Raw genomic sequence first — 10,446 nt, 5'->3', positions numbered from 1 at the left:
ACGGTATGGAAACCGTGGCCTTCATTGGTGGCGGGGACCGGATTTGAACCGATGACCTTCAGGTTATGAGCCTGACGGCAAGCGCCACCAATGAGGGGTTCTAGGTTTTTCCTGTTACAGTTCCTGCAATAGATGCTTGAAATAACGCTCCCAATGCGGCTAGTTGCAGGCATGGGCAGGAAGACGAAGCGAACACGAGTGACTGCGGCGAAGAATTCATCTTCGGAGATTACTATCCGCCCTCACGTGGATTCCAAGGGCTATTCGTCCTACTTGGTTCAAGGCTGGAAAGAGAACGGCAAGTGGCAGCGGAAGCAGTACTCCAAACTCGAAAAGGCCGAAGCCTTTGCCGCTTTGAAGCGGGTCGAGTTGAAGAACGAGGGGCGCAAGCAGCGACTCATGCTTTGCCCGCTGACCGACGACCAGCTCGATCAGGCCGTGAAAGCCTTTGATCGTCTCGGCTCGACCTACACCCTCGACGAAGCCCTCGAATTCTTTCTTCGCCACCATCGCCCGCCGGAATTCACGATCCGCCTTCGTGATGCCATGGCTCTCTACCGCGACGACCGGGAGCGTGACGCCATCCGTGAGCGTTCCCTCAAGGGCATCAAGAGCGTCCTCGATCAGTTCCTTCGTGAAACCGACAACCCACTGACCCATGAAGTCACCGCTCAGGCGGTCGAGAAGTTCCTGCGTGGCTTGAGAGCCAAGGACGGCACCAACAAGGCCACTCGCAAGACTTGGAACAACTACCGCAACATCCTCCACTCGTTCTTCGAGTGGTCCACGGTGGCGGATGTCGCCAGCAACCGCCCCTTCGCGTTTGAGAACCCCGTCACAACGATCCGCAAGTTCTCGGCAAGGCAGGTGAGGGAAGAGCAGGAAGCCAAGCCCGCCACTACCAGCCCCGAGGATGTTCTCCGCCTGTTCCGCGCCCTGTCACGCTGGAAGGGTGGCGTCATGCTCCGCTACTACGCGCTTCTCTACTTTGCCGGACTCCGCCCCGGTGAGATTGAGCGGATGAATGGTCAGGAGAAGGCGCTGGTCAATCTCAAGACCAAGACCATCACGATTCCTGCCAAGGTCTCGAAAACCGGGCATGAGCGCCACGTCACCATTTCCAACAATCTCGCGGCTTGGCTGCAGATCGCGCCGCTACCGACCATTCCCACCAACTTCGATCGCATGGCAAAGATGGTCCGCAAACACTTCAAGCTCGATCACGACGAAGCCCGCCACTCCTTCATTTCCTACCACGTTGCCCTTCATCGATCCGTTGGAGACGCAGCGCTTCAGGCAGGGAACTCGGAATCGATTGTCCGGCGGCATTACCTGAATGCCCACAGCCGGGAAGAAGGCTCCACGTTCTTCAGGATTGTGCCTGAGCCAGCTCGCCGCCAAGCCGTGATCGCTCCCGAGCCAGAAATCGACGTCCCAAGCCACCTGAAGGCGGTCTGACGGAACACGCCCACTCAGCCCACGAAATCATACTTAGTATTACCTTGAAGAAAACAAATCTCGACCTAGAATCCGACCGTGATCTTTGAGGAAGATCCCAAGTTCACCGAGAAAGCACTCCGCCTGATCGGTGATGAGGGGATCTTCGCAATCCAGGTCCAGCTCATGGAACAGCCCGATTCCGGCGACGTCATTCCCGGCTCTGGCGGCTGCCGTAAGCTTCGCTGGGCTGCCAAAGGTCACGGTAAACGAGGCGGCGCACGGGTGATCTACTACTGGGTCACCGATGACCACCGCATCCTACTCCTCGACATCTACGCCAAGAACGAAGCTGAGAACCTCAGCCAAGCCCGATTGAAGGAACTCAAAAGCAAGAAGCCATGAAAGCGAAACGAGCCACCACCAAGTCCAAATCCCAGCTCCCAACTCCCGCCGATCTCAAGACGAGGAAGGATGCCTTGGAGCGCGGCGAAAGCATCCCTTCCAGAGTCTTCCAGATGGAGAAAAAGGCCGATGGCTCCTATGCCCGAATCGAGGTGAATGCCGAATCCCAACGCCGGAAGTCAGCGAGGGAGTGGAAAGCCAAAAGCAAAGTCGCCCAAGCCCGCCACACCCTTGGCATGACCCAAGGGGAATTTGCGGAACTGCTCGGTGTCGGCATCAGCACCCTGCGCAGTTGGGAGCAGAAAAAGCGCGAACCCTCCGGCGCGGCCCGCATGCTGATCGCCATCGCCATCAAACATCCCGAAGTGCTGCAAGATGCCGTGGCTTGAGTCGCACTAGATTTCCAAGAGATTGCGGACACAACGAAGATTGAATTTGAGAAGGTTCCTTGCCTTCACCACTGAGTATTCCGAGGGGAACGAGTAAGGCTCCACCGAAGCCGAAGCCCGCGACTCCATCCCCCTCCTTCTGGAAGACCACCGCGAAGATGCCCATGATTCGCTCGCCAACGGCGAGAAACTCGTGTCTCTGGCTTTCGCGAGAAACGTCGGCTCTTCAGACAGGGAACTCGGAATCCATCGTCCGCCGGCACTACCTCAACCTCCACCCTCGGGAGGATGGCGAGAAGTTCTTCCGGATCGTCCCAACAGACAACAGCAGAGATGCTGTTTTCGACCTGTCGGCTTTCGTTCCCGGGACTCTCCTCAAGGCGGTGGTTTGAGCGACCGCTGCCACCCCTTCGTGATTTTCCCCTTTCCCCGGTGGTCCGGCAGAGGCCACATTCGTCACCGATGAATACAATGGCAAAAGGACTCTTCTGGTTGGCTTTGGGATTTCTACTCTCTTCCTGTGCTACAACCTATGAAGTCGGAGGCAATCCCGCTTCGATCAGTTCCCGCCAAACAGCATCCGTCGAGGCCAGGCCCGGTTACTCTGGAGATGCCGCTATCAGGAGCGCGATCACCGGTGAGCTGCGACAGCGCGGCTTTCGCCTGACCGAATCCAGAAGGAAGACGAACGACCACGTAGCCGTTGTCTATGGCGACACTTGGCGATGGGACTTTGTGACCTACATACTTCGGATGGAAATGGAGTTCATTGATCCGCAAACCGGTGCCATTATCGCCGACGCGGAGTACCGCAACTCGGCTGCCCACGGCTACGCGGGCGCGGAAACCATTGTCCGAAACTTATTTGCTGAATTGGATCGGCAGGGCTTTAAGAATAGGTAGGCCCGGCAGTGTTTTAATGCTTCTTCTCCCTCTTCGCCGCCAAAGGCAGCAAGGCTGAATGGCCAGCAAGCCTGCAACACTTCAGGGCTGGGTATTGGGATGGGTGGAAAACTGCTTTACCCCTCCACCTCCGAGGGCGAGGGCCTCTAGGTCAGGATGCCGCCCTTGCCTTGACTCGGCCCGGTGTTTAGCAACTCCTCCGCCGGGGGGTAATCCCCATTGGGGTATCGGCATCGTTTCGCTTCCTCAATAGCCTCAAGCATCAAGCGCTGGCCAGTCTACACATTACCGGCTCCACGGAATTTCCTGACACCCTCTTCGCCCAGCCACTTTCTCGAAAGGGCCTCAGATAGAGGAACAGGGCAGAGAAGGATCGGTTGCCTTTTCATGCCCCGACTCTACCGCAACCCGCATTTCCCCGCACTCATCATTGACCCCACCCGAGTTGCTCTCCCATGCTCTCAGCATGCCAATCCTTCACCTTCTTAATCAGGAAGGACCCGATTATCCCCAGCCCAAAGAAACCACTCCCGGCGTCATGGAGTCGGGCCACTGGCGCGTCTCGGTCGACCGAGCTGAAGCCGTCATCGGTCATCCCATCCACTTCCACCGTCGGAAGGCCGAGGCCGCATTCCTCTCTGGGATCGTCACCGGCTACCGCCGTGAGCCCTACACGACGGCGAAGGGCAACACAGCCCCGAGAACCATTTTCATATTCCGCCCTCAGCCAGATATCCATGTCGCCACCGATCTCACCGGCTGGACTCTCGCCGGCGTGAAATTCATTCCCTAACCTTATCTCGTTTTCTCACCCCCTACGGATGTCCCACCCTGCTTAGCACGCTAGACCTCCCCTCAAACCGATTTCCTGACTCCCCTGAAGCTCATGCCCGGCACATCACCGCCAACTCTCCAATCCTCGATCTTCGACAACCGCTCCCGCGGCGCTGCAGGCGACTTCCTCAAGCAGCACATTCGTGACGACAGCGACCTCTCGTTTGTCTCAGCTTACTTCACGGTCCACGCCTACGCGGCACTGAAGACCCAGCTCGAAAGCGCCGACCACCTCCGCTTTCTGTTTGGCGAGCCCACCTCCGTTTCCAGCCTGGACAAGGACCAGAAGCAAGCCCGTCAGTTCACCTTAGGGCCCGATGGACAGTCCATGGAGCTCGGCAACCAGCTTTCCCAAAAACAGATCGCCCGCGAATGCGCCGCCTGGATCCGCAACAAGGTCGAAATTCGCTCCATTACTCGCTCCAGTTTCCTCCATGGAAAGCTCTACCACATTCAGAATGGCGAATCCTCGCACGCCCTCCTAGGTAGCTCGAACTTCACTGTACCGGGGCTTGGGCTCAAAACCTCTGGCAACAACGTCGAACTGAACATCGCGGCCGACTCCCGTCGCGACGTCGAAGACCTCAAGGCCTGGTTCGATGAGCTGTGGACTGACTCCTCAGTCACTACCGACGTCCGCGACAAGGTCCTCGCTGAACTGGATCGCCTCTACTCGGACAACACCCCCGAGTTCATCTACTTTCTCACCCTTTTCCATCTCTTCCGGCACTACCTCGAAGACGCGGGCAATCTTGAAGACACTCTCAGCCGCGCCGCCCTTCCGGACACCGGCATCTGGAAAGCCCTTTACTCGTTCCAAAAAGATGGGGCCAAGGCAGCGATCAATAAGATCCTTTCCACCAATGGCTGCATCCTCGCGGATTCAGTTGGCCTCGGAAAGACCTACACGTCCCTCGCGGTCATCAAATTCTTCGAGCTGCGCAATGAACGCGTCCTTGTTCTCTGCCCTAAGAAACTCCGCCGCAACTGGACGGTTTACAAATCGAACAGCACGCTCAACCCCTTCGACGAAGACCGCTTTGGCTATCACGTGCTATCCCACACCGACCTCTCCCGCGAGCGGGGCGAGGTCGACGGCCACGACCTATCCACCTTCAACTGGGGAGCTTACGACCTTGTCGTCATCGACGAGTCCCACAACTTCCGGAACAACCGCATCCAGACCTCCACCGACCCCGAGGAGGAAGTCCGTCGCACCCGCTACCAGCGCCTCATGGAGGATATCATTCAGAGCGGGCAGAAAACCAAGGTCCTCCTACTCTCAGCCACCCCGGTCAACAACGAGCTGGCCGACCTGCGCAATCAGATCTCCTTCATTGCTGGCGGCGACGTGACGAGGGAGGAAACAGCCAACGGTGCCTTCTCCGAGAGCCTCGGTATTTCTTCCGTCAAGGACACCACCAGAGTCGCGCAAAGCCACTTCACCACCTGGTCGAAGAAGCGCCCTGAGGAACGCACCACGAAGGACCTTCTCCTCGCCATTGGCGGCGACTTCTTCAAGCTCCTCGACGGACTCAGTATCGCACGCTCCCGCAAGCAGATCTCCACCTACTACAAGGAGGAAATGAAGAGACTCGGTGGCTTCCCGAAACGGCCGGCTCCTCTCGCCATCCACCCTCCGATAGATACGACTGACAAGTTCATCTCCTTCGAACAATTGAACGAGGAGATCAGCGCACTCAAACTCGCGCTCTATCATCCTACCAGCTACCTACGTGAGGATCTCCCCGCGGACTTGAAGACCGCCTACGAGGACAAGATCCTCGGCGCATTCACCCAGCAAGGCCGGGAAAAAATCCTCGTCTCCATGATGAAGGTCAACTTCCTCAAGCGGCTGGAGAGTTCCGTGGATTCTTTCCGACTCACGCTGGAACGCACCATCGCAAAGATTTCCGACCTGGAGATACGTATTGCCGCCTTCGAGGCCCATGCCGAAGAAAAGGACGAGCTCGATTTCGACTCCGTTCTCCCCGACCAGTTCGAGGACCCCGATCTCGACCCGGATCTGGTCAAGGGATTCACCATTGGCGGACGCCGGCGCATTCACCTTGCCCACCTCGACCGAGACAAGTGGCTCCAACACGTCCGCCACGATCTGGTGCAGCTCCGGTTCCTCCTCGACAAGACCGAGAAGGTCACCCCCGAGCGCGATGCCAAGTTGCTCCGCATGCGTGAGTTGATCGACGCCAAAATCTCAAAGCCCTCAATCAACAAAGACGGCAAGCCCGTCCGCAAAGTGCTCGTCTTCACCGCCTTCGCCGACACAGCGAAGTATCTCTACACACAGCTTCAACCTCACTTCCATGGTGAGCATGGCATCCACACCGCCCTCGTGGTGGGAGACGGAGACAACAAGACGACCCTTGGCACCGCCGATTACGACGACATCCTTACCAACTTCTCGCCCATGTCAAAGCGCCGGGCGGAACAACCCCGCTTCCCGCAACAGGAGGAAATCGAGATCCTTATCGCCACCGACTGCATTTCCGAGGGCCAGAACCTCCAGGATGCCGACCTCCTTGTGAACTACGACATCCACTGGAACCCGGTGCGCATCATCCAGCGCTTCGGCCGGATTGACCGGATCGGCTCCCGAAACGAATCCGTCCAGCTCGTCAACTTCTGGCCCGTCGCCGACCTCGACAAATACCTTAACGTCAAGCACCGGGTCGAAGCCCGCATGGCACTCGCCGACCTCTCCGCCACCCAAACAGATAACCTTCTCGAACCCGACCAGCTTGAGGATTTGATCACTGCCGACCTCCGCTTCCGCGACAAGCAACTCAAGCGGCTCCAAAACGAAGTCCTCGACCTGGAGGATCTTGACGACTCACCCAGCCTCACCAGCTTTTCGCTCGACGATTTCCGCATCGAGCTCCTCCAGTTCCTCGAGAGCCGCCGGGCCGAGTTGGAGGAAGCACCGCTCGGGCTCTATACAGTGGTTCGGCCGCCCGACAACGTCCGTCCCGCCGTGCAGCCCGGGGCCTTGTTCTGCCTCCGCCGTGCCTCCCAGGCCGACCAACGTTCAGCGACCGGCGAGAAGCTCAACCCCCTCGCTCCCCATTTCCTCCTCTACGTGCATGACGACGGCATGGTCCGCTACTCTTTCGCCCAACCCAAGGAAACACTGAACCTCCTCCGCTCCCTCGCCGCCGGTCATCCCAATGCCTTCGGCAGCCTGTGCGACCAGTTTGATGCCGCCACCCAAGGAAGCTCCGAAATGACCCACTATGCAGACCTTGTCGCCAGCGCCCTGCGCACCATAGAGGCCACCTTCCAGAAACGCGCCACCACCTCACTTCTTTCCGGCCGCGACGGCCTTCTTCCCACGTCCGCCGAAACCGTCCACGCCGATGACGGCGACTGGGAACTCGTCACCTGGCTCGTAGTCTTGAATCCTTCTTAATCTCTTTCCATGCCCGCCGCCATCGACATCCGCGAGGAGATCCAGAACGCCATCGGCCACTGTGCCACCGGTAAACTGTCAACCTCGGCCAAGACTCTTTTTGAAACCCTCGGCTACCACTCAGACCGCACTGCTTCCTGGAATCTCGAATCCTTTCTCAAACTCGACGGCCAGGGAGCCCGGCCGCTCACAGCGAACGACAAAGACGAACTGCGCCGGATCAAGTCCCTCCACCTCATCTTCCAGATCGGCGACGCCGAGGTCTCTCGCCACGCAGACCTCTTCGACTCTTCCAGCACCATCGATGCCCAGCGCATCCAGTCTTACCTCTTCTTCGCCATCGATCTCCCGCAAGGCCACTACACCCGCACCGAGCTGACCACCCTCGCCCGGCTCATCAACAAGCCGCTGCCGATGCCGGCCATCGTCCTCTTCCGTTACGGCGATAAAGACGAACCGCTCATCTCCCTAGCCATCCTCCGCCGCCGGCTCAACAAGCGCGACGCCAGCCGCGACGTCCTCGAAAAGGCGACCCTCATCAAGGACATCCGCTGTTCCGAGCCGCTCCGCGCCCACATCGAGATCCTCAACGACTTCTCTCTCCCGTGCCTCCGGGAAGACGAGGACATTCCGAACTTCGTCAAACTCCACGCCGCCTGGGAGAAGAAGCTCGATACCAAGGATCTCTCCAAGCAGTTCTACCAGGAGATCGCCGACTGGTATTTCTGGTCTCGTCACCTGGTGGAGGACGGCACCATCCGCCTGCCCCTCCATTGCGACACCGAGGAGGAAAACTCCCTCTTCCTCATCCGGCTTCTCACCCGCGTCATCTTCTGCTGGTTCCTCATCGAGAAGCGCCTCATCCCCACCGAGCTTTTTCGGGAGAAGCACCTCCTCAAGCTCCTCAAGGATTTCACTCCCTCCCGCGATCCCCGGAAACCCGACAGTTCACCAACCTACTACCGCGCCATCCTGCAGAATCTCTTCTTCGGCACCCTCAACATGCCGCCCGTGCAGCGGGAGTTCCGAAAAAAGAAGAAGAAGGGCGAACGCTACGACGCCAACTACGGCATCACCAATCTCTGGCGCTACGAGACCAGCTTCCACGACCGGGCCGACTGGGAAACCCTCGCCGCACGTGTCCCCTTCCTCAACGGCGGGCTCTTCGACTGCCTCGACGACAAGTCCGGCAAGAAGAAGGACAACTTCATCCTCGACGGTTTCTCCGACCGCGAGGACATGGGCTGCCATCTGCCCAACGACCTCTTCTTCGGCGCGGAGCGAACCGTGGACCTCTCCAAGGATTACGGTGAAGAAAAAAAGAAAACCGCCCGCTCGAAGCGCGCCAGGGTGCGCGGCCTCATCGAGATCCTCTCCCGCTACAAGTTCACGATCGAGGAAAACACCCCGCTGGAGGAGGAGATCGCGCTCGATCCGGAGCTGCTCGGCAAGGTCTTCGAAAACCTCCTCGCCTCTTACAACCCGGACACGTCCACCACCGCCCGCAAGGCCCTCGGTGCCTTCTACACGCCCCGCGAGATCGTCAGCTACATGGTGGATGAGGCGCTCAAGAGCTACCTCGCCAGCCAAGTGCCGAAGTGCAAGGGTGCCTTGGAAGATCTCTTCTCCAACAAAGCCACGCTCAAGGACATCCAGCCCGGCGCCCGCGAAGCACTCATCGCCGCCATCGGCCGCGTCAAGATCCTCGACCCCGCCTGTGGCTCCGGTGCCTTTCCCATGGGCGCGCTCCACCGGCTGGTGGACCTCCTGCAAAAGCTCGACCCCAACAATGAATCTTGGAAACGCGACCGCCTCGCCGAGGCCCGCCGCTATCGCGAACTGCTAGATGAATCCGGGGCGCCGAGAGAGGAACTTGACGCCTGCGACACCCGCATCGCCGAAATCGAGAAATCCTTCGACACCCGCTACCACGCCCTCGATTTCGCCCGGAAACTCTACCTCATCGAGAACTGCATCTACGGCGTGGATATCCAGCCCATCGCCACCCAAATCGCCAAGCTCCGCTTTTTCATCTCGCTGGTGGTGGATCAGAAGGTCGAGCCGACGGCCGCCAACCTCGGCGTCCGTCCGTTGCCCAACCTCGAAACCCGCCTCGTCGCCGCCGATACGCTCATCCCCATCGAAAAGACCGAGAGCGACCTCTTCTCCTCGGACCTCGACCGTCTCCGCGCCGAGCTGGCCGGCATCCGCCACAAGCACTTCAACGCCCGTAGCCCCGCCGACAAACGCAAATGGCGCGAGGCCGACGAAACCAAGCGGCAGGAAATCGCCGAAAAACTCGAGGACAGCCACGCCCTTTCCAAGACCGCCGCCAGCCAACTGGCCGCGTGGGACCCCTACGACCAGAACACCTTCGCTCCGTTCTTCGACTCCGAATGGATGTTCGGCTTGCCCGTGGGCAAGGTGAAACTCCAAGGCAATGCCCCGGCTACGCTCCTCGGCAACCTCGCGCTCATCAATGAGGCCGGTGGACAAGGCGAACTTGCCGCGAAGGGAGGAAGCGAGATCGACAGCGGATTCGACATCGTGATAGGCAATCCGCCGTATGGTGTGAAACTTGCGCCGCTACTCAAACGGCGATTGAGCGACAATTACCCCCAAGCTTCAAAGATCCCGGATTCTTACGCATTCTTCATCCTTCGAGGACTTACTCTTTTGCGACCTAACGGAGCGTTGGCCTACATCGTTCCGAATACGTTCTGCGATCTTGAGAACGCTGACGCATTTCGGATGCATCTTTTGGAGAACGTCGCAATTCATAGCATCTGGCAAAGCGGTTGGGTCTTCAGCGCGGCAGTTGTGGATACCTTGGTTTTGGTTCTTGAGGCATCCCAGCCGAAACCAACTCACGAGATTGCAGTCGTCACGGACGAGAGAAAAGACCGAAAAATGCAGGCGCGCTTTCTTGCCATGCCCCTTGCGAAGATTGATTTCCGAACTAGCGACAGCGTCGGAGATCTGAGGGAAAGAGTGCGACGAGACACGAAGGCCCTTTCCGTCGATTTCTACGTAAAGGCAGGAGTGAAAATG

At 58.7% G+C, this 10,446-nt stretch carries 8 protein-coding genes; all 8 read left to right on the top strand.

Annotated features, from left to right (window positions below; all coding sequences use genetic code 11):
* The first annotated feature begins 246 nt into the window (after positions 1 to 246).
* Positions 247 to 1,458, top strand: coding sequence for a hypothetical protein (locus tag WBG04_RS00040; RefSeq protein ID WP_424312283.1), 1,212 nt, complete (start codon positions 247 to 249; stop codon positions 1,456 to 1,458).
* A gap of 78 nt (positions 1,459 to 1,536) precedes the next feature.
* Positions 1,537 to 1,842 carry a hypothetical protein gene (locus tag WBG04_RS00035; RefSeq protein ID WP_424312282.1) on the top strand — a complete coding sequence of 102 codons (306 nt, stop codon included), beginning with the start codon at positions 1,537 to 1,539 and terminating at the stop codon, positions 1,840 to 1,842.
* Positions 1,839 to 2,231: a helix-turn-helix domain-containing protein gene (locus WBG04_RS00030; RefSeq protein WP_424312281.1), complete on the top strand. Its 393-nt coding sequence runs from the start codon at positions 1,839 to 1,841 to the stop codon at positions 2,229 to 2,231. The genes WBG04_RS00035 and WBG04_RS00030 overlap by 4 nt, the downstream gene beginning before the upstream one ends.
* 164 nt (positions 2,232 to 2,395) lie before the next feature.
* A complete protein-coding gene (locus WBG04_RS00025) occupies positions 2,396 to 2,623 on the top strand; it encodes a hypothetical protein (protein WP_424312280.1) in 228 nt (75 codons plus the stop codon).
* Between the two features lie 79 nt (positions 2,624 to 2,702).
* A complete protein-coding gene (locus tag WBG04_RS00020) occupies positions 2,703 to 3,134 on the top strand; it encodes a hypothetical protein (RefSeq protein ID WP_424312279.1) in 432 nt (143 codons plus the stop codon).
* A gap of 466 nt (positions 3,135 to 3,600) precedes the next feature.
* Positions 3,601 to 3,927, top strand: coding sequence for a hypothetical protein (locus tag WBG04_RS00015; protein WP_424312278.1), 327 nt, complete (start codon positions 3,601 to 3,603; stop codon positions 3,925 to 3,927).
* Between the two features lie 93 nt (positions 3,928 to 4,020).
* Complete coding sequence (locus WBG04_RS00010; protein WP_424312277.1) at positions 4,021 to 7,395, top strand: helicase-related protein; 3,375 nt, start codon at positions 4,021 to 4,023, stop codon at positions 7,393 to 7,395.
* Between the two features lie 9 nt (positions 7,396 to 7,404).
* On the top strand, positions 7,405 to 10,446 hold a 3,042-nt coding region (locus tag WBG04_RS00005), incomplete at its 3' end, for an Eco57I restriction-modification methylase domain-containing protein (RefSeq protein WP_424312276.1).

This window comes from Haloferula sp. (genome assembly GCF_049672945.1).
Taxonomy (GTDB): domain Bacteria; phylum Verrucomicrobiota; class Verrucomicrobiia; order Verrucomicrobiales; family Akkermansiaceae; genus Haloferula.
This window is presented reverse-complemented; position numbering and strand designations above follow the sequence as displayed.

What these genes read in the sequence shown, in the direction of transcription:
- WBG04_RS00030 (WP_424312281.1), top strand. Translation starts at nt 1,839, where the DNA reads ATGAAAGCGAAACGAGCCACCACCAAGTCCAAATCCCAGCTCCCAACT.
- WBG04_RS00025 (WP_424312280.1), top strand. Translation starts at nt 2,396, where the DNA reads ATGATTCGCTCGCCAACGGCGAGAAACTCGTGTCTCTGGCTTTCGCGA.
- WBG04_RS00020 (WP_424312279.1), top strand. Translation starts at nt 2,703, where the DNA reads ATGGCAAAAGGACTCTTCTGGTTGGCTTTGGGATTTCTACTCTCTTCC.
- WBG04_RS00015 (WP_424312278.1), top strand. Translation starts at nt 3,601, where the DNA reads ATGCCAATCCTTCACCTTCTTAATCAGGAAGGACCCGATTATCCCCAG.
- WBG04_RS00010 (WP_424312277.1), top strand. Translation starts at nt 4,021, where the DNA reads ATGCCCGGCACATCACCGCCAACTCTCCAATCCTCGATCTTCGACAAC.